Origin of the sequence: Lactococcus sp. UBA7128, assembly GCF_002492185.1 — a bacterium.
Taxonomy (GTDB): Bacteria; Bacillota; Bacilli; order Lactobacillales; family Streptococcaceae; genus Lactococcus; species Lactococcus muris.
In genome coordinates, this window is the sequence record NZ_DKXK01000030.1 from 12,073 (window position 1) to 30,623 (window position 18,551).

Here is an 18,551-nt window from a genome sequence, read left to right on the forward strand (position 1 = left end):
TTCTATTTGATTTATTCGACAACACCTTATTTGTTTAGTATTGTCTGAAAATTTATTATGTTCTCTATTATACTTAATTCAACCTAAATTGTAAAGACTTTTCTACATATTTTTTGTAAATTTTTGACATTAAAAATTTTTATGGACTATTTCCGAACATTGTTTCCTATTTCAAGTATTAAAAAAGCATTTTACATGCTTATTTTTGTAATTCTTCAACAATTGTTCCTAATTTCATGCTGTTGGACCCTTTAAGGAGAAGTTGATCTTGCGGACCCAAAATTTCTTTAATATTTTCTGCAAGATTTGTTAAATCTGTAAAGTAAGAAACTCTATCTTGTGGAAGTTCCACCAGAAGATTTTTCATTAACTCACCATATAGATAGACATGATCCATGACAGAAAAATCAAGGGATTGAGCAATGTTCCCATGAAGTTCTGGTGCTTGCTCTCCTAGCTCAAGCATATCCGCAAGAACCGCAAATTTACGTCCGCCCTCGTTTTTAGGTATTGCCTGAAAGGTTTCTAAGATAAGTTTCATGGCTGTAGGATTAGCATTATAAACATCACTGAGGATATCGGCACCATTGCTTGCTTTCTTCCACTCTGTGCGGTTTCGAGTCAATGTCACGCTGGAAAGCGCATGTGCAATCTTATCTTCTTCAATGTCAAATAAGGTTCCCACATAGGCAGCAAGCATCGCATTGGTCGCATTAAATTTTCCTGGAACAGGAATAGTAATCTCCCTGTTCAAGAAATTTGTAGTGAAACTGAGCATGTTCTTATGTTCGATGAGTTGCGTCACAAAAATACCTTCATCTGGACCAAAACGCGTAATTTTTGTATCTGCTGGCAAATATTTATTGATAATTTTATCTGCTGGGACAATAAGTTCACCCTCTGGTCGTAAGCCTGACTTGATGCCCAATTTCCCCTCCGCAATTTTGTCACGTGTTCCGAAAAATTCTAGATGAGACTCGCCGATGAGAGTTACGATTGCTATCTTAGGCTTGGCTATTTTTGAGAGAAAATCAATATCGCCAAGGCGATCCATCCCCATTTCCAGAACAATTTTTTCAGTATCATCCGGCATGTGTAAGATGGTGTAAGGCATGCCTATCTCGTTGTTATAATTCCCCTGTGTCTTATAGGTCTTATATTTTTCAGAAAGTACCGCCTGAATCATGTCCTTTGTAGTTGTTTTACCATTTGACCCTGTGACAGCAATTACTTCAACCGCCATTTTTTCTAGATAATACTGGGCTAATCTTTGAAAAGCAGTCAAGCAGTCCTTGACACGTAAATGTGGGGCTTGAATATCTTTTTCTGAAAATGTCGCAATCGCACCTTGTGCAAAAGCTGTTTCAATGAATGCGTGACCATCTCTTGTCCCTTTAAGGGGCAAGAAAAGATCACCTTCTTTGACTTCACGGCTATCAAATTCAATATTGTGAACTTCTGTATCTGCCAGTTCTGACCAGTTGTTTGTCGCACCGACAACGCGGGCAATTTCGTGTAATGTAAGCTTCATAGTTCCATTATACCAGAGGCTAAGATAAATGTCTTAAAAACAGAAAAAACGCGCGTTCTCAGTATAAGAGTTTGCCGCTAGTGAGCGTTTTCATTTCATGTCCTGACTAACTTTGGATAAATTTAGACTTTTGTTCCTATTTCATTGATTGATGATGGCGATAGGACTCAGCAAAGAGGTTTTTTGTCGAATAGAAAGCTGAAATAAATGCTACAGGATTGCATTTCAAACCAGTGCTTTATGAGGGCTGAAAAGTGCCCATTGTGCCAGAAAAAGTGCCTCTCTCCAGCACTTACTTTTTAATAACCATTTTAATCGCCTGATTTATTTTTCTCTCACGCTCTTTTTCATCAGTTTCTTCTAGTGATAGAAGACAGGTTTGTAAATTTTCAGCAACGATAAGTCCTATCAAGCTATCGAGACTAGAGCGAACTGCTTTGAGCTGTGTTACTACTGCCTCACAGTCTTTCCCTTCTTCTACCATGCTTAGAACCCCCTGTAGCTGACCGTCTGCTCTCTTTAGTCTGTTTTTGATCTTACTGTCATAAGTTGTTTCCATCAGAATATCTCCCCCTCCCTTTAATATGTTCCCCTCTATAGTTCATTAAAAATAAAAATCTTATCCAAAAAAACCTAAAGAAGTTTCTTTAAGTTTCTGATAGGCTCTGCTATAAACTTTTCTACTCATAGAAGATGGCTTTCGCGATTTTTAAAAGCTTCTTGAGCAAGGGAAACTAATTCTTCAATCAGCTCACTGTATGACAAGCCCATATTTTCCCAGAGCAAAGGATACATTGACCATTGTGTGAACCCTGGTATTGCATTAACTTCATTGAGATAAATGTTGCCCTTTTCATCATAGAAGAAATCACAGCGTGATAAACCAGCACCGTTCATCGCTTGATAAGCCTTTTCAGCATAATCGCGTATTTTTTCCGCTATCTCATTTGGAATATCGGCGGGAATCGCCATTTCAATCTTATTGTCAATATATTTTGAACGGTAGTCGTAAAAATCCACGTCCTTAACAACCTCACCTGGAAGAGTCGAGCGGACCTTCCCACCATTGCCCAGTACTGCACACTCTATTTCACGCGCCACAACTCCCTGTTCAACAAGGACACGACTGTCATATTTGTAGGCTTCTGCTAGACCTGCTTCCAACTCCTCTAGGCTACTTACTTTAGAAATACCGACACTTGAGCCCATGTTAGCTGGCTTAACAAAAACTGGGAAAGTCAGTTTTTCTTGAACTTCTGCATGAATTTTGGCTTGGTTTTCATCCGCATAGGCTGCAACATAAGGCACTTGTGGTATGTCCACTGCAGAAAAAACATGCTTGGCCAATAGCTTATCCATGGTCGCACTGGCTGACAGGATATTTGGCCCCACATAAGCAAGGCGCAGAATTTCCAAGAAGCCTTGAATTGAGCCATCTTCGCCCATAGGTCCATGTAGGACAGGAAAAACAACTGCATCTTCTTCATAAATATCAGATGGAGCAACTTTTTGCTCTATCTTGATTGTTCCATTAGTCATTAATTTTTCATTTTCGGCAGGTGTTTCAGTGAATTCCTGTGTTTTGATAAAATCACCAGCTTGACTGATAAAGTAAGTCTTGACTACAAACTTATCATAATTAACTGCACGCATCACACTTTCAGCTGAAAGAACCGATACTTCTCGTTCTGCACTGCGACCGCCATATAACAAAATCAATGTTTCTTTTGACATAATTTTCTCCACTTAAATTTCCATACGATTTTCAACTGCTTTTGATAATGTAACCTCATCAGCATACTCAATATCTGATCCCACGGCAAGACCACGTGCTAAACGTGTCACCTTGATTCCCGCAGGTTTAATCATACGGGAGAGGTACATAGCTGTAGCCTCACCATCAGATGTAGCGTTAGTAGCAAGGATAACTTCCTCTATTTGGCTGTCGCCCATGAGCCTTGTCAAGAGACTCTTGACATTAATTTCATCAGGTCCGATGCCGTTCATCGGGCTAATCGTCCCATGCAAGACATGATAAAGTCCTCTGTACTCACGGATTTTTTCCATGGCCAAAACATCCTTGCTCTCTTCTACAACCAGTATCGTTGTCCGATCACGAAGAGCGTCTTCACAAATAGCACAGGGATCACTTTCTGTTAAGTTACCACAGATTGAGCAAAAGCGTAAATCACGCTTTGCTGATATAAGGTTTCGGGCAAATTCATTGACGTCTTGATCATCCATTCCAATCGTATGAAAGGCCAGACGTGTCGCTGTTTTTTGCCCAATACCGGGCAGCTTGCTAAAGCTTTCTATAAGTTTAGCGATTGGTTCTGGATAATAAACCATGTTTTCCTTTCTTTCTTCTAGTAAGATAAAGTTATAACTATTATACCACACCTCTCTCTATGAAAATTATCAATCACTCTGCAACAGGACAAAAATGGCAACACTTTATGAGGAAAGCGATGGATTACTCTTATTTAGCGAGATAGGGGCATTGAGTATTATAACACAACTTAGTTTTCTGTACATTTTAAATATAAAGAAATACTCTCAAAGCAGTCTTCACTTTTTGTTATAATAAACTTGAAATCTGATACATATCTACTGGAAAGAGAGCCACATCTATGATTGAACAATGTACATTAATATCAAGTGATAAGCAAACTGAACTTAATCTGCTCCATTGGTCACTCGAAAAACCCAAAGCAGTTATCCAACTCATCCACGGCATGGCAGAACATATCGAGCGCTACAATGATTTTGCACTTTATCTCAATAGCATCGGTTTTGCTGTTGTCGGTCATGACCATTTAGGCCATGGGTATTCTATAAATAAACAAGAGCCAGTTTATGGTTATTTTGGTGAAGAGGGCTTAAAAAATGTTATTACCGATATTCATTTGGTAAAAAACTGGGCACAGCAAAAATACCCAGAGTTACCTTATTTTATGATGGGACACAGTATGGGCTCTTTTGCCTTACGTAACTTTCTTCAGGACTATCCCGTTGACATTCAGGGGGCGATTTTTATGGGTACTGGAACCAGCCCTAAACACTTGAATTTTCTTTTACCATTTATAGAAAAAATCAGTCAAAAAAGAGCTAAAACTGTTGCCAATACCATCGATAAACTTGCTTTCGGTAACTACAGTAAAAAATTCCCCGAAAAGGGAAATTTTAATTGGCTTTCTAAAAATCAAGAAAATGTAACCAGCTATGAAAGCAATCCTTTATTAGGCTTTACTTTCACACACAACGGTTTTGTCACACTTTTTTCTCTCGTCAAAAGAGCCAACCAAAAAAACTGGATGAGAAATATGCCTACTGACTTGCCAATCTTAATCTTAAGCGGCACAGATGATCCTGTGGGGAACTTTGGAAAAGGCCCTCAAAAAGTATATCAAGAACTGAAAAAAGCAGAATTCCGCCACCTAGACCTTCAACTTTTTCCTAGACTGAGACATGAAATCCTCTTTGAAGATGAATACGAGGAGGTCTATCATAGTATCGGCCAATGGCTTACGACGTGCCTCAATAATCAATAGACGCTCTTATGTTCTGGATGATTTCAAGCATCAGAGGGTCTTTTTCTTCTGCATAAGTAAGTCCTAAAAATGTCCGATGATATTTGCTGCCCAAACTCTGATAAGGTAGCCCTTCTGAAACAAAGCGTTTTGAAATCAGAGAAACACCCAATCCCGCTTGGACATGGGCAATAATCATGTCATTATTGTTCATTCTCACCAGATGGCGCGGCTCGAAATTTTCTTCTTGAAGATATTTTTTAATATAATGCCCAACACCTGAACCAACTTCTCTTGTAAAAAACGTTTCACTACTCAAATCTCCTGCTAACACAAGCTCGTCTTTAAACAGAGGAAAAGTCTCTACTTGCTCACTGGCTAAAGTTTTTTCAATAATACCAAAATGCAGCTCATGGTCCTCTACTAGGTTGAAAACTTCTTCCGAATCATACATAGATATTTTCAAGTCTATCTGATCCAAATATGGCATCAGTTTTGGATATAACTTGGGCATAATACCGATCGCTGCACTTTGCGAGAGCCCTATTTTGAAAGGTTTTTTTGTTAGACTTTTCTGGTTGAGCTCCGACTGCAGCTGCTCCCAATCCTGCACATACTTGACAGCTTTGCTATACAGAAGTTTAGCCGCCTCTGTCGGAATCACTTCGCGATTTTTCCCTCGAATGAAGAGGGAATTCCCTAGTTCTTCTTCTAATTTCTTTATCCGTACAGTCACTGTGGGCTGTGAAATAAACAAATATTGCCCTGCTTTGGTAAAACTTCTTGTCTCATATATGGCAATGAATGTTTCAAGTAGTGAAAACATAGCTGTCCTCCTTCAGAATTTTTATTATTTTTTTCTATCCTTATAATTACAATAATTCATTTTACAAATTAAATCAAGTGTTTTATACTTAAGATAGTAAATGAACTGCAGGAAGTTACCTCCACAGTTCATACTCAAATCAATCTTTTAGGAGTTCTTTATGAAACAAGTATTTTTAGATTTTTTGAAAAAAATTCCTATTCCCATTTGTGGTTTAATCTTAGGTATGGTATCTTTGGGTAATCTTCTCTACTCCAAGGGATACCCTGTCTTAGGTAACTTTTTTGATCTGGCTGGTCTCTTTTTTATGACCTTGATACTTATGAAACTTATATTCACCATGCGTCATCTTATAGAGTCACTCAAAGACCCTATCATCGGTTCAGTTTCTCCGACTTTTACAATGGCTTGGATGGTCATTTGTGTCTTTCTCAACAGAGTTTTTCCACACTCCCCTCTTGTTTATCTTATCTGGTTGATTGCGGTTCTCCTTCATTTCGTGTTAATGGCATACTTTATCGCTCTTCATATTATTCCTCAAAAAGTCGGAATGCACCATGTTTATCCCAGCTGGTTCATTACCTTTGTTGGTCTTGGTGTTATCCCAAATACCGCAACAGCTTTTAACTTAGAAATTGGTCGTATTGTACTATGGCCTGCACTCCTCTTCTATTTTATATTGCTTCCAATCATTGGGCACCGCATATTCATTTTCAAGAAAATGCACGAATCCACCCTTCCGCTCATTACCATACTTACAGCTCCTGGTTCTCTTTGTCTAGCAGCTTACTTGACTGTGATGGATCACAAGTCTACTCTCTTTGTTTTTAGCTTGTTTGTGCTGTCGCAATTCATCTACCTCATTACCGTTGTGCTCATCATTCCTTTATTACGGTTGCCTTTTTATCCTAGTTATGCAGCTTTCACATTTCCTCTGGTTATCTCGGCGACTGCGGTTAGTTTGTTAAGCAAAAACTATCCTGACTTAAACTTTCTCTTAACGCCTTTAGCTACAATTGAGCTTTTCATAGCCTTTTTAGCAGTCAGCTATGTTTTAATTCGCTATACTTATTTCCTATGTAAAAAGGCTTAAATCAATAAAACTCTCAGCTTGATGACAAACTGAGAGTTTTTATTTTTCTATTTGAAGTGGTACATTGAATTATAGAGATTTGTAATCTCACGTGTGATATTTTGCCCTATCTTAGAGGTTACGCCTCCTTCTTTAACAGTTGTTTGTGGCACCATAACACCGATGGAAATTTGTGGGTTTTCAGTCGGTGCAAAAGCAACAACATTAATAACCGTTACTGGAATCGTTGTCCCATCTGGTGCTTTATAAGGTACTTCGGCAGTCCCTGTTTTCGCAGAAATCGAAACTTCAGCACCTTGTGACGGACGCATGTAGTAACCCGTTGCACCAATCTGACCGTTAACAAATTCGTTCCCATGCACTACTTTATACATTCCGTAATGCAGGACATCCATGTTTTCTGGCGTGATATTGACTTTATCCATAATTTTTGGGGTTATATTTTTAACAAGATTACCCATTCCCCCTTGAGAATCAGTTTCATAGATTCCATCTACAATATGAGGGGACAGACGCTCCCCATTGTTCGCCAAAGTCATACCATATGTTGCAAGCTGGAGAGGGGTATAGGTATCAAACTGTCCAAAAGATTCCATGAGCAGATTAGAGACATTTGTCTTATTTGCATCTGGCAAATACCCTATTTCTTCACCTGGAATATCAAAACCAGTTGACGTCCCTAAGCCATAAGAGGCAAAAGTTTCGCGCAATTTCTTAAATGCCTCAACACTATTAGAATCATCCACAGACATATTAGGAACATAAGGCTGTCCCAGCATCTTGAGGGCAATTTGAACCATGTATGTGTTTGATGAATATTCTAGAGCTTGAACAGCATTGATAGGGAGACTGCCATTGGTAAACCAGGATGTAATCGCACTTGAACCTGCCAACTGGATAGGCATATCATAAAGCATCTGGTTATTGGCTATCACGTTTGCATTCCATCCCGCTGTTAGAGTGGCTGGCTTCACTACTGACCCTGGTACAAATGCAGACTGGAAAGTGCCATTTGTATCTTTTTGAAGAGCCCCTGTCGTTTCATCACGCTTAAGTCCTGACAAAGCCAAAACAGCACCTGTCTTAGAGTCCAGCACAACAGCGTAAGCCCCTTGCGAATAAGTTCCGAAGCCGTCGGCAATCATAGCATTGACCTGTTCTTCTAAAATCTTATCCACAGCATTTTGAAATTGCAAATCAATGGTAAGCTTGAGGTTGTCCCCTTTACTTCCTTTTTGTTCTACCTCTGTTCCTGTAACATTCCCTTGCTTATCCGTAAGTACCTTGCTTATCTTAGGAGTACCTTGTAAATACTTCTCGTAGCCTTTCTCTAAAAAAGCTGTTCCTACACGGTCGTTGCGTTGGAAGCCTTCTTTAAGATACTCATCCAGCAAGTTTGATGGAATTCCTTGTTTCTGAGTGGTCACTGTACCTAAAAGTGGCTTAAGAACTGTATCTGCATATTTTCGGTTCCAGCTGTTCCCCACAGAAACCCCTTGAAGTTCTCCTTCATGCTCACCGATGTAGGCCTGTTGTTCCGCAGTAAGATTACCTGTGGTAATAACTGTCGTGTTAAAAACTGCAGTACCATTCATCTCTTTAAAGAGCTTAACTGCAAACATCTGCTGTTCATTAAAATTTATATCCTCAGCAGTCACTTTGCTAAGTTGAACATTGTAAAGCTCTGAACCAGTAAGTAAATTTCCTCTTTTATCCGTTTTTTCTTCCTTTGTTAGCTGCGCATTGATTTTATTCAAGTTACCAGCATCAGCTAGGAAATAGTCTTTTTTATCACGTTCAGTTATCTGTTCAAAATCATTGTCCAAGGATAAGATGCCTACTAAACGGTCAGCAATCTTACGCATATCATCTGCTGTAGTGTTCTGACCGCGTGTATACTCGATAGCTTCCACCGGCTCCGTTGTTGCTAAGGGAACTCCCTTCGCATCATAGATATTTCCTCGTGGCGATCCCTGAACTATCTGTAAAGAGCCCGCTCCACCAGACTGCTTACTCTCATAAAAGCTTTGGTTCATAACTTGCATATGGTAAAGCTTGCCAATGAGAACTAAAAAGAGAACCGTGATGACAAAAAAGAGGAGTTTTACTCGTCCTGATGCCAACATGGTTGGGTTTTTCAATACTTTCCGTGTTTTATCTTTTTTTCCGCTTAATTCGTTTCGTGTTTTTCTTTTCTCAGACATGGGACCTATCCTAATTTTCACTTGTCATTTTCATACCTACACATTTTATCATATTAAACTGTATTTTACCTTACATTTTTTGAAGAAAAGAAAAAAACCGCCAAAGGCAGATTTTATCGTGTTACTTATGCTTGTTTTGGTGCAAGATAGTACTCTTTAACAAGGTTCAAATTATCGTCAAATTCAAAAACAAGTGGTGGGAAGTTAGGGATTTCGACATCCATAATTTCCTCATCTGAGAGTTGTTTGATATGTTTGACTAAGGCACGAATAGAGTTACCATGTGCACCAACAAATACGTTCTTGCCATCTTTCAGGGCTGGAGCAATTTGATCTTCCCAGAATGGCAGTGCACGTTCAAGTGTAACTTTGAGGTTTTCAGCATCAGGGATGAGACTGTCTTCAAGGTTAGCATAACGGCGGTCAGCATGTGCTGAATATTCGTCATCATGCGGCATTGCTGGTGGCAAAACATCATATGAACGACGCCAGATATGAACTTGTTCATCACCATGCTTAGCAGCAGCGTCAGCCTTATTCAAGCCAGTCAAGCCACCATAGTGACGTTCGTTCAAGCGCCAAGTTTTAACCACTGGTACCCAAAGTTGGTCAGAGTATTCAAGTGCATAGTTCGTAGTTTTGATTGCACGTTTCAGCACAGATGTATAAGCAATATCAAATTCGATACCTGCTTCTTTGATGAGCTTCCCTGCATCAATTGCTTGCTGTGTTCCGTTTTCTGAAAGGTCTACATCAGCCCAACCTGTGAAAAGGTTAGCCAAGTTCCATTCTGATTCACCATGACGTGCAAAAACTAATTTTACCATTATGTGCATTCTCCTATGTTAAATGTTTTACAAAATTTGTATACTGCTCTATTTTACACTAATTTTCATATTTTTTCTAGCCTAGACTCAAGCCGGTTAAAACTTATACTTCTCAAAATAAACTTCTAAACTTCTCTTATAGGATTTGGCTGCATCTGTCAAAAGTTGACTTTTTTTCTTCACCAAAATTAAACTGTTGACATTATCCCCATCCATAGGAACAACTGTAACATTATGGACACTTGCCTTATCAATAAAACCTAGACCAGTGGCATAAGCATCTGTGCGTTCCAGTATACCATTTAACGTAGCACGGTCAGTCACATTATAAATAAAAGTGTTTTCAAAAGTTTCTACTAAATCCTCAGAATAGTAAAGAAACTGCTCGTTTTCTTGAGTAAAACGTACACGATCCAAAGTTTTTAAATCACTTGTTTTGATCGTCTTTTTACGTGTCAACGGATGATTTTTTCTTAAATAAATATGGGTCTGCGAAATGAAAAGTTCTTCGTAATCTAACTCAAGCTTGTCCAGCATACGTAAGATGCCTGAACGGTTGTGCTTGTCTAGGTAAACAACACCAAGCTCGCTGTGACCCTGAGCAACTTCTTGTAAAATGTTATAGGTTGTTGACTCAAAAACCCTGAAATTTTTGATTTCTGGATTTTTCTTGGAAAATTCTACACCAACAGGCGCAAGAAAGTCATAATGCTGACTCGCGACAGAAAAATGGCGCTCTGTTTCTTTTGGCTTTGCATACTTCGCCTCAAAAGCTTCAAAATTGCGTAAAATTTCCTGTGCCTGCTCATAGAAGCGTTCACCCTCAATCGTCAAGCTTGCTCCTGTATTTGTACGCTCAAAAATTTGGAAATTAAGCTCTTGTTCTAAGTCTTTAACAGCGATAGACATCGACGGCTGACTCACAAAGAGTTGTTCACTCGCTTCTCGAAAAGTTCCAGTATTAGCGATGGCCACAACATAGCGAAGCTGTTTTATATTCATGATAATTCCTTGTTCCTTCTTTCGGCAGTATAGGGTAATTTCACAGAGACTAGCCCCTCTCCCCTCAACGCTTCTAGTCACAATGACGCTAACGCACAGCGCTGAAAGGTAAACCTGATAGTTTAGGGCTTACCTCTCATGAGAGGCTGCAGGACTTGACAACCAGAAGTGTACCAAAAGGCATCAATGCTGGCTGTGTATTAAAAAAGCCTATAAATAAATTATACACTATTACATAGGCTTTTCATTTTATTTTGCTGTTCAGTTTGCTCTTTTTTCAACACCTGCACGTTTCCACAGTACGCATTGATATTTTTCACACCAGAAAACATCTTCTTCTTTTTTCTTCACGTTTCCAAGCTGAAAAATAAAAAGCTCGTCAACTTTAGTCCCTAAAATCTCGGCTAACTTAAAAGCTAACAGAAGTTCGGGATCATATTTATCATTTTCAATTGCATTGATGGTTTGTCGACTAACATGAGCGATGCGTGCTAAATCTTCCTGAGAAAGTTTTTGCGCCTGTCTAAATTCACGAATCTTATTTTGCATGCTTCCTCCTGATGATTTTGTCAAATCTGTTTTACTTTTACTATTTAATCATCTTTTGCAACTTTTTGCAATACATTTTCCCGAGAAAACTTTTAGCCAAAGACCTGCATTCTACTTTTCAATCCAGACTTGGTGATAAGCTAAATAAATCCTTGAAAAATCTTTCTTTCCTCCGCTTCAGAGTTAATCGCTCTCTGCTTTTCTGCGGAGTGGCTGCTTCAATGACTTGCCCTTTAACCTATCAAAAAAGAGCCGCTTTTTCTTATCATTTCTGAAACTATGTTGGATTTCTTTTTTCTTAAAGTATACCTTCTTTTTATTTTCAGCATTGATTTCTATTTACATTCATCATCATCATACGCTAAACGGGTGCTTTAAGTAACAAGATTTTTCCAAAATAAAGTTTCTTATTATTAAAGAAACAAAAAATATTACCTCTTTTGTTCTGCTCAAATGTGAAGTATAATGAATGCAAAACAATGAAAGAGGTTTCATATTGATAGATTTTTTAAAACCCGCACCAGATGCAGAAGAAAAAATCCCCGCAGAGAACGTAAAGCGCTTGTATAAAATATGGCAAGTGCGTGTGCTTATATCAACATCTATTGTTTATATCGGCTATTACATTATTCGACTCATTTTTACAGTTCAACAAAATGATATTTCAAAAGTCTATGGTTTTTCGATGGGACAAATCGGGACAATCCTCTCCATGTTTGGGATTGGTTATGGTATTTCTAAACTTATCATGGGAACACTTGCAGACCGCGCGAATCCTAACCGCTATGTCGCAACGGGATTAATTGTCTCCTCAATCCTAAACGCATTGTATGGCGCAACAGAAAGTTTTAGGATGATTCTCTTTTTGATGTTCCTAAATTCTATCATGCAGGGGATGGGCGCGGCGGCTTGTCAACGTTTAATCAGTCTCTGGTTTGGCCGTAAGGGCACTGGATCTATCATGGCTCGGGGAACAGCGTTTTCAATCTGGTCGTCTGCCCATAATGCAGGAGCATTTATGTGTGTTGCTGTCATCAACTTATCCGCCTTGCTTTTTGGCGGCTCACTTCAATGGAGCTTTTGGACTGCTTCCATTGTCTCCATTGCTATCGCAGTTCTTGTTCTTATCCTAGGTAGTGATCGCCCAAGTACTAGGGGGCTACCCACTATTGAGGATTATACTGATGATAAGGTTGTAGTCAAAGACGGAGAAGTCGTTGAAGGTGACGTTTCAACAGAGAGTATTTTCAAAATTTTCTTTGAGTATATTGTAAAAAACAAGCTGATTTGGGCTGTTATTTTGGCCTCACTTTCTATTTATGTTGTACGCTACGGGATTATGAGCTGGATACCAAATTATTTGGTCAACGTTAAAGGGTTTGAAAATTCTACGGCAAAATGGCTGACGGGAGTCTTTGAATTAGCAGCTGTTCCCGGAGTCATAATCATCGGTTTCATCACAGATTTGCTTAAGGGACGTCGAGCCATCATGGTATTAATTTCATTAATCGCGATGTTAGTGTGTCTGGTTACTTATTTTGCAGCAACTGATCACACACTCATTATTGTTATTTTACTCATCATGGGAACATTTATATATGCTCCTGCGACAATCGTCGGCTTAATGGTCAACGAAGCTGTACCAAAGTTCGCTAACGGGATGTCTACAGGTACAATGGGGTTTTGTCAGTACATCATTGGAGAGGTTATCGCAACATTAGTTATTGGTTGGCTTGTTGAAGCTTATGGCTGGTATGCTGGAAATATGGTTGTTTATTTCTTTGCTACTGTCGCTATACTTGCTTCAATCTATATTTTAATCCATCAAAATAGCAATTACAAAAAAATTGATAAAAAAGAATGCCATAGTATGGAGTAAACCACAGCAAAATACTCAAGCAATAACGTTGCTTGAGTATTTGTTTCGCTGTACAGGTGTAGACCAGAATTGAACAGTTTCTACTGATTGACGTTCAGAGCTGGACGAGAGGCCTCTATAGAGTAGCGGCAACTCCAGTAGTACTCTCTAAAGCCTCGTCAACAATCCAAACAATTGCGGGAGTGCCGCCATCAAAGGAAATTTTTACTTGGCGAAATTTCCTCTGCTCATATTATTTGTGTGTCACACTTTTCGCCCAGATGTCTCCGATGACTTGCACCAAGAGGACCAGAAGGAGGATAAGCAAGGTTGCGAGGAAGGTCACATCATTAGAGAAACGATTGTAACCATAGGCAATAGCTGTATTCCCTAAACCTCCTGCACCAATGGCTCCAGCCATAGCAGTCAAACCAATCAGAGAGATGATTGTCACTGTGGATACACGAATCAGGCTTCCAAGTTCTTCACGTAGATAGACAGTAAATACAATGTCCCAAAAATTTGCACCCACAGTCTGTGCAGCTTCCACTGTACCTTTGTTCACACCTTCAAGAGCGACTTGAACTTGACGGGCATAAAAGGGAAAGACACCTAAAGTTAGTGGAACTAGCGCTGCTGTGGTCCCAATCTGTGTACCCACAATTTTTTGAGTAACGGGAGCAATAATTGCAAGTAAAACAATAAAGGGCACGGCACGGAAAATGGAAGTAAATTTATCTAAAAAGGAATAAAGTGCTCGGTTGGGTGTTATTCCTTCCTCATTTGTCACAACAAGTGCTACACCAAAGATTAATCCTAATATGCCACCAAAAAGACCTGACCAAAAGACCATAAAAAGTGTCTCAGTGATTGAGGTTAGCCAACCTGTATCACCATGTAAACCGAGTGCTACGACATTAGGAAAATGTTCTGTAAACCATTCTGTCATCTATTTCACCTGCTCTTTCAATACTGTAAACTCAATGTTTTGCTGTGCCAAGTACGCCTTGGCAGCCACGCGATCTTCTTCTTTTCCTTTCAGAGCTACAACCAAGGAACCAAAACGTGTATTTTGTAAGACCTCAACATTACCGTAGAAAATATTAGTCGCAACACCAAATTGACGAGTGATTTCAGACATGGCTGGTTCACCGGATTGATTGCCATAGTAGCTCAGATAGATTAGCTCTTCATCTTCTGCTAGGGCGCTAAATGTATCATTTTCAGTCAGAGAATGGATGAAACGCGACACATTGGAGGTTGTATCAATAAATTGCTGTGTTAAGCTTTCTTTTGGATGAGCAAAGATTTCCAAGAGATTATTTTGCTCTATAACTTCACCATTTTGCATCACTGCTACCTTGTTGGCGATTTCTTTCACAACATTCATTTCGTGGGTGATGAGGACAATAGTAAGTCCCAGACGCTTCTGCAGGTCTTTCAACAAATCTAAAATCTGATTGGTCGTTTTGGGGTCCAGAGCTGAGGTTCCCTCATCGGAAATCAAGATTTCCGGGTCATTGGCCAAAGCACGCGCAATAGCAACACGCTGTTTCTGCCCTCCTGAAAGTTGTGCTGGGTATTTATCTTCAAATTCTTCCAAGCTCACTAACTTAAGCAGTTCACGAATCTTTTCCTCTTTTTCTTTATCTTTCAAGGGACTGTGCAAGAGAGCAAACTCAATGTTTTCAAAAACTGTTTTCTCATTGAGCAAGTTGAAGTGCTGAAAAATCATACCAATTTTTTGGCGTTCTTTTCTTAAATCAGCTGCTTTGATGTTTGCTTGATCTTTACCGTCTGCCCCAGCTTTGAAAAGAACTTTGCCATTCACTTTAACTTCACCAGAGCTTGGCTTTTGCAAGAGATTAATCGTACGGACAATCGTCGACTTTCCAGCACCTGAATAGCCGATAATGCCAAAAATATCGCCTCTTTCGATATGGATTGTCGTATTTTTTACAGCATTCACCTTGTTTTTCTTGGTTTCGTAGGAAACACTGATATTATTCAGTTCAATAATTGCCATCTCATTCTCCATTACTGTGATTATTTCAAGTTCAAGTTCCAAGCAGGAATTGTGCCTTTTTCAGGATAGAGTTTCGCAAACAAATCTTCTGTTTCTTTTGTTTGATAAGCTTTGACTACATCTTGATAAAGTTTATTATCCTTGTCTTCTTTCTTGGCTACAATGATATTAATCCACTGCTTGGAATCCTTATTTAGTGGCTCTGTAGCAATAACTTCCTTGCTTGTCAATCCTGCTGGAACAGAAAAGTCATTGTTTACAACGGCAGCATCAACTGAAGACAGTGCTGAAGCAGTTTGTGAACCATCCAACTCTTTAATGGTCAAGTCCTTTGGATTTTCTGTAATGTCTTTGATCGTCGCTAGAGCACCTGCCTTTGTATTTAACTTAATCAGACCTGCACCTTCCAAAACATGAAGGGCACGGCTTTCATTAGAAGTATCGTTGGGTACAGCGATTGTTCCCTTATTAGGGATATCTTGAACATTTGTATATTTTTTAGAGTAAAGACGGATAGGTGAAATCAAGATATCACCAATAGGTTGTAAGTCAGCCTTGTTGGCTTGATTCCACTCATTAAGGAAAGCATAGTGCTGGAATGCGTTGATGTCTACATCACCGTTTACTAAGGCAGTATTAGGTTGATTGTAATCGGTAAAACGGACAAACTCTAAGTTGATGCCATACTGATCTTTCGCTTTCTTGGCAACAGAATCCCAAATTTCTGTACTTTCTTTCGATCCTGACATGATCCCGACTTTGACCGTTTTATCTGCCACAGCCTCTTTTTTGAAAAATGAGAAATAACCGATAAGGGCGACAACTACTACTGCTACAACTGCAATAACTCTGTTTCTTGTTTTCTTTTTCATAATGACCTCTCCCTTTTATAAAGTGCAATAAATAATCAAAAACAAAAAAATAATCCGCCTCTAAATAATAGAAACGAACTGCCGTGGTACCATTCTAATTCATGTAAAAGATGACAAAAAACCTTCTACACCTTGCTAACTATCTTTGGTAACAAACAAGATTGTTCCAAAAATAATGTGTTCAATAACGAGAACCACTCCGTTGACAGTTTATTCAAAAACTGAACTCACTGCCACGCGATTTCTAGGCCATTTTCAAAGTTTCCGTTAGTCTTGCTCTCACTATCCGCAAGCTCCCTGTGCTAACTTTCACTCCTACTCTCCTAGTCGCTTTTATTTCTTTGTTTTTGACTATGGTTTTATTTTAGCAAATTATTTTCGATTTAGAATTACAAATTTTTAATCACCGCATTTGAAATAATAAAACCTTCATCCGAAGATGAAGGTCAAAGTTCAACATTAGAGGTAGATAATCTTGAATAAAGCAACAGCTGCAAGAGCTGCAAGGATAGGTGCTGTAACAGGTACCCATGAATACCACCATTTGCTATCCCCTTTATGTTCACCCAAAATTGATTTTGGCAAGAGTGAGTGCAAGATACGTGGACCAAGGTCACGTGCTGGGTTCAAACCAGGACCTGTAGGACCACCAAGTGAAGCAACCAATACAAGAACAAGGAAGCCAAGAACAACGTGGCTGATTGCTGAGGATGAAGCTGCTCCTGAGACTGATGCTGCGATTTGTCCTGTAACATCAGCACTTGTTGTGTCCGCACCTTGTTTAGCTGCATAATCAGTCATCCATTTGATCGATTCGCTCCCACGATAAAGGTTTGTTAAGCCCATAGCACCAAAGAAGAGCACAAATGACCCAACGAACTCATTCAAAAAGCCATTAATTAGGGCACCTGTATGCGTAGTGATTGTCCCATCATCAACGTTATCGATTGTTGAGAATGTTCCTAAAATAGCATTTGAATTTTCTGTTTTAAGATAGTAAGGACGGTAAACCATTACGACAATCAATTGTCCAAACATCGCTCCAAGAAGTTGAGCGAGGATGTAAAAAGGTACTTGTTCCCAAGGGAAAAGGTTTGATGCCGCAAGCCCAAGCGTAAAGGCTGGGTTGATCTGAGCTGTAATATTTCCTAAAGCTACAGCTGGCAACATTACACCAAGACCGTAACCCCAAGCAATAATCAACCAAGATTGGCCAAAGGCTTTTGTACCTTTGAGTTCGACATTAGCTACAGCACCATTACCTAAAATAAGCAAAAGCGCAGTGCCAATAAATTCAGTGAGATATTTCACTGTCCATGAATAGTCCATGAATTCCTCCAAATAATAAAAATTAATGACAAAATAAAAACGAGATTAACTCATGTTAAGCTCTTTTGTTATACCTAGACATTATAACATGTTTTTTTCATTTTCGCTAAAAAGATGCAAATACTTGAAAAGAAAAATTGCTTTGAGAGAAACTTCTTGAAAACCAGCTCGGCGTAAGCGTTTTATATTTTTCTGGCAGTCAAATTTCTTATAAGTCTTACAAAAAAAGGAAAGCAGATGCTTTAGGACTGCCTCAAAAATTTAGATGACGTTACAACTCTCTCTGTTCTCTTTTCAAAAAAATAAAAAACATGCCTTGAGCACGTTTTGTAAAGTTTAATTAGTCAACTTGAGTAATAGTACGGACATGGAAAGCAAACTTGCCACTGTCTGTTACCATAAAACCGCTGTGAGCAGCAACATGCTGAACGGCCTGTTCCATGCTGTCAAACTCTTTGATGACAGTGTGTGACTCTGCTTCTCCCATAAAGTTTGGCATTTCTTTTTCCTCATATGAAGAAAGGCCACTGAATTTGAATTTCATAATCATTCTCCTCTATGCTTTGTTCTTCTTAACCCCTCTATTATAGTACTCTTTTTGTTTGATGTTCAAGCAAAGTTATTTTTCTAAATCACACATTCCCTTCTTATGACTAAGAATACTAATAGTGAGCAGTCGAGGTAAAAGGCCTAAAGTTTAAGGCTGGAGAGGAATGAGGAAAGGAAGAAACTTGCTTGAATCTTATGTTCTTATTGACTTAAAACTAAAAATAAAGGAAAAATAAGCTACGTTTTCTTGCACAGCTCCGCACGACGACTCAAATAAAATGTCTCGTTTGCCCAGAGTTTTTAAAGATTTGATGTCCATGCGCCGTCTTGGTCGCGGAGGAGCATAGCTGGGGAT

17 protein-coding genes are annotated in these 18,551 nt (G+C 39.1%); 3 read left to right on the plus strand and 14 right to left on the minus strand.

Going from position 1 to position 18,551, the window contains the following annotated elements; all coding sequences use genetic code 11:
- Positions 1-199 precede the first annotated feature (199 nt).
- From B4H39_RS03785 to recR, 4 genes are all read right to left on the minus strand, one after another.
- Entirely contained in the window at positions 200-1,531 is a 1,332-nt protein-coding gene (locus B4H39_RS03785; RefSeq protein ID WP_251422769.1) for a UDP-N-acetylmuramoyl-tripeptide--D-alanyl-D-alanine ligase, read from the minus strand.
- A gap of 292 nt (positions 1,532-1,823) precedes the next feature.
- Positions 1,824-2,090 carry a metal-sensitive transcriptional regulator gene (locus tag B4H39_RS03790; RefSeq protein WP_251422772.1) on the minus strand — a complete coding sequence of 89 codons (267 nt, stop codon included), beginning with the start codon at positions 2,088-2,090 and terminating at the stop codon, positions 1,824-1,826.
- 125 nt (positions 2,091-2,215) lie between these two features.
- On the minus strand, positions 2,216-3,265 hold the full coding sequence (locus B4H39_RS03795) for a D-alanine--D-alanine ligase (protein ID WP_251422775.1): 1,050 nt from the start codon (positions 3,263-3,265) through the stop codon (positions 2,216-2,218).
- Positions 3,266-3,277: 12 nt separating this feature from the next.
- A complete protein-coding gene (recR, locus tag B4H39_RS03800) occupies positions 3,278-3,880 on the minus strand; it encodes a recombination mediator RecR (RefSeq protein ID WP_202229832.1) in 603 nt (200 codons plus the stop codon).
- Between the two features lie 281 nt (positions 3,881-4,161).
- Between recR and B4H39_RS03805 the strand changes: the two genes are divergently transcribed.
- Positions 4,162-5,082, plus strand: coding sequence for an alpha/beta fold hydrolase (locus tag B4H39_RS03805; protein ID WP_251422778.1), 921 nt, complete (start codon positions 4,162-4,164; stop codon positions 5,080-5,082).
- On the opposite strand, the gene B4H39_RS03810 is transcribed toward B4H39_RS03805, so the two are convergent.
- Entirely contained in the window at positions 5,069-5,887 is an 819-nt protein-coding gene (locus B4H39_RS03810) for a LysR family transcriptional regulator (RefSeq protein WP_251422781.1), read from the minus strand. The genes B4H39_RS03805 and B4H39_RS03810 overlap by 14 nt on opposite strands.
- Before the next feature lie 160 nt (positions 5,888-6,047).
- Here B4H39_RS03810 and B4H39_RS03815 point away from each other — a divergent pair, with 160 nt between their 5' ends.
- Positions 6,048-6,980 carry a TDT family transporter gene (locus B4H39_RS03815; protein ID WP_202229826.1) on the plus strand — a complete coding sequence of 311 codons (933 nt, stop codon included), beginning with the start codon at positions 6,048-6,050 and terminating at the stop codon, positions 6,978-6,980.
- A gap of 47 nt (positions 6,981-7,027) precedes the next feature.
- On the opposite strand, the gene B4H39_RS03820 is transcribed toward B4H39_RS03815, so the two are convergent.
- The 4 genes from B4H39_RS03820 to B4H39_RS03835 all read right to left on the minus strand — a co-directional run bounded on the left by B4H39_RS03820 (position 7,028) and on the right by B4H39_RS03835 (position 11,562).
- Positions 7,028-9,184, minus strand: a complete 2,157-nt coding sequence (locus tag B4H39_RS03820; RefSeq protein ID WP_251422784.1) for a penicillin-binding transpeptidase domain-containing protein — start codon at positions 9,182-9,184, stop codon at positions 7,028-7,030.
- Between the two features lie 125 nt (positions 9,185-9,309).
- Positions 9,310-10,011: a phosphoglycerate mutase gene (locus B4H39_RS03825; protein ID WP_251422787.1), complete on the minus strand. Its 702-nt coding sequence runs from the start codon at positions 10,009-10,011 to the stop codon at positions 9,310-9,312.
- Between the two features lie 96 nt (positions 10,012-10,107).
- Positions 10,108-11,013, minus strand: coding sequence for a LysR family transcriptional regulator (locus B4H39_RS03830; RefSeq protein ID WP_286927519.1), 906 nt, complete (start codon positions 11,011-11,013; stop codon positions 10,108-10,110).
- A gap of 261 nt (positions 11,014-11,274) precedes the next feature.
- Entirely contained in the window at positions 11,275-11,562 is a 288-nt protein-coding gene (locus B4H39_RS03835) for a helix-turn-helix transcriptional regulator (protein ID WP_202229818.1), read from the minus strand.
- Positions 11,563-12,058: 496 nt separating this feature from the next.
- On the opposite strand from B4H39_RS03835, the gene B4H39_RS03840 reads away from it, so the two are divergent.
- Entirely contained in the window at positions 12,059-13,441 is a 1,383-nt protein-coding gene (locus B4H39_RS03840; RefSeq protein ID WP_251422793.1) for an MFS transporter, read from the plus strand.
- A 232-nt stretch (positions 13,442-13,673) separates the two neighbouring features.
- Here B4H39_RS03840 and B4H39_RS03845 read toward each other — a convergent pair whose 3' ends face one another.
- The 5 genes from B4H39_RS03845 to B4H39_RS03865 form a co-directional block, all read right to left on the minus strand.
- Positions 13,674-14,369: a methionine ABC transporter permease gene (locus B4H39_RS03845; protein WP_251422796.1), complete on the minus strand. Its 696-nt coding sequence runs from the start codon at positions 14,367-14,369 to the stop codon at positions 13,674-13,676.
- Positions 14,370-15,446 carry a methionine ABC transporter ATP-binding protein gene (locus B4H39_RS03850; protein WP_251422799.1) on the minus strand — a complete coding sequence of 359 codons (1,077 nt, stop codon included), beginning with the start codon at positions 15,444-15,446 and terminating at the stop codon, positions 14,370-14,372. It abuts the gene before it with no gap.
- Positions 15,447-15,466: 20 nt separating this feature from the next.
- Positions 15,467-16,318: a MetQ/NlpA family ABC transporter substrate-binding protein gene (locus B4H39_RS03855; protein ID WP_251422802.1), complete on the minus strand. Its 852-nt coding sequence runs from the start codon at positions 16,316-16,318 to the stop codon at positions 15,467-15,469.
- Between the two features lie 459 nt (positions 16,319-16,777).
- On the minus strand, positions 16,778-17,647 hold the full coding sequence (gene gla / locus B4H39_RS03860; protein WP_202229808.1) for an aquaglyceroporin Gla: 870 nt from the start codon (positions 17,645-17,647) through the stop codon (positions 16,778-16,780).
- A 340-nt stretch (positions 17,648-17,987) separates the two neighbouring features.
- The gene (locus tag B4H39_RS03865) at positions 17,988-18,191 is read right to left on the minus strand and encodes a hypothetical protein (RefSeq protein ID WP_202229806.1); all 204 of its coding nucleotides are present in this window, start codon (positions 18,189-18,191) and stop codon (positions 17,988-17,990) included.
- Between the last annotated feature and the right edge of the window lie 360 nt (positions 18,192-18,551).

Excerpts from the sequence above, each read along its gene's own strand:
- B4H39_RS03785 (WP_251422769.1), bottom strand. The coding sequence starts at position 1,531 with ATGAAGCTTACATTACACGAAATTGCCCGCGTTGTCGGTGCGACAAAC.
- B4H39_RS03790 (WP_251422772.1), bottom strand. The coding sequence starts at position 2,090 with ATGGAAACAACTTATGACAGTAAGATCAAAAACAGACTAAAGAGAGCA.
- B4H39_RS03795 (WP_251422775.1), bottom strand. The coding sequence starts at position 3,265 with ATGTCAAAAGAAACATTGATTTTGTTATATGGCGGTCGCAGTGCAGAA.
- recR (WP_202229832.1), bottom strand. The coding sequence starts at position 3,880 with ATGGTTTATTATCCAGAACCAATCGCTAAACTTATAGAAAGCTTTAGC.
- B4H39_RS03805 (WP_251422778.1), top strand. The coding sequence starts at position 4,162 with ATGATTGAACAATGTACATTAATATCAAGTGATAAGCAAACTGAACTT.
- B4H39_RS03810 (WP_251422781.1), bottom strand. The coding sequence starts at position 5,887 with ATGTTTTCACTACTTGAAACATTCATTGCCATATATGAGACAAGAAGT.
- B4H39_RS03815 (WP_202229826.1), top strand. The coding sequence starts at position 6,048 with ATGAAACAAGTATTTTTAGATTTTTTGAAAAAAATTCCTATTCCCATT.
- B4H39_RS03820 (WP_251422784.1), bottom strand. The coding sequence starts at position 9,184 with ATGTCTGAGAAAAGAAAAACACGAAACGAATTAAGCGGAAAAAAAGAT.
- B4H39_RS03825 (WP_251422787.1), bottom strand. The coding sequence starts at position 10,011 with ATGGTAAAATTAGTTTTTGCACGTCATGGTGAATCAGAATGGAACTTG.
- B4H39_RS03830 (WP_286927519.1), bottom strand. The coding sequence starts at position 11,013 with ATGAATATAAAACAGCTTCGCTATGTTGTGGCCATCGCTAATACTGGA.
- B4H39_RS03835 (WP_202229818.1), bottom strand. The coding sequence starts at position 11,562 with ATGCAAAATAAGATTCGTGAATTTAGACAGGCGCAAAAACTTTCTCAG.
- B4H39_RS03845 (WP_251422796.1), bottom strand. The coding sequence starts at position 14,369 with ATGACAGAATGGTTTACAGAACATTTTCCTAATGTCGTAGCACTCGGT.
- B4H39_RS03850 (WP_251422799.1), bottom strand. The coding sequence starts at position 15,446 with ATGGCAATTATTGAACTGAATAATATCAGTGTTTCCTACGAAACCAAG.
- B4H39_RS03855 (WP_251422802.1), bottom strand. The coding sequence starts at position 16,318 with ATGAAAAAGAAAACAAGAAACAGAGTTATTGCAGTTGTAGCAGTAGTA.
- gla (WP_202229808.1), bottom strand. The coding sequence starts at position 17,647 with ATGGACTATTCATGGACAGTGAAATATCTCACTGAATTTATTGGCACT.
- B4H39_RS03865 (WP_202229806.1), bottom strand. The coding sequence starts at position 18,191 with ATGAAATTCAAATTCAGTGGCCTTTCTTCATATGAGGAAAAAGAAATG.